1 protein-coding gene is annotated in these 442 nt (G+C 50.9%); it reads right to left on the reverse strand.

The features are described 5' to 3' along the window. Window positions 1–351 precede the first annotated feature (351 nt). On the reverse strand, window positions 352–435 hold the full coding sequence (locus tag KNO72_RS15925; RefSeq protein WP_371815870.1) for a JAB domain-containing protein: 84 nt from the start codon (window positions 433–435) through the stop codon (window positions 352–354). Window positions 436–442: the final 7 nt, after the last annotated feature.

A 442-nucleotide genomic window follows, 5' to 3' on the forward strand; every position in this document is an offset into this window, starting at 1 on the left:
GCATCCACGTAAGCAACATCTCAGGATATTTCACGTAAGCCCTGGTGTTGTTTCAAACAAGCCCTAGGGCTTGTTTAGAAAACATGCTCATTTTCAATAAACAAACCGTGTTTTCACTTCTGTCATTTCATCAAATAGTCTTCTTACGAGACAGACCAAAACAACGTCCAACCTTCACACACGAACCATCGCGTTTTCGTCATGCGAAAACGACCCTTTTCCGGATCCCGCTCTATGGATCCAGGCGAGAGCAACGCGAGTCGCCCATCCAGTCAAAGAAAAACGTACGTTTTTCTTCCTTGTCCTTACCGGACGGACCGGGACCGGTCCCCCGGCCCCACTCCATTCCGTTCAACCCATGTAACCTCGCTGTTTCATGCTGACGTACGACTCGGCCGCTCCGAGGATGAGATGGTCGAGCACCGGGATGCCGATGAGGTCC

Source organism: Exiguobacterium sp. s123 (assembly GCF_018617075.1).
Lineage (GTDB): Bacteria > Bacillota > Bacilli > Exiguobacteriales > Exiguobacteriaceae > Exiguobacterium > Exiguobacterium profundum.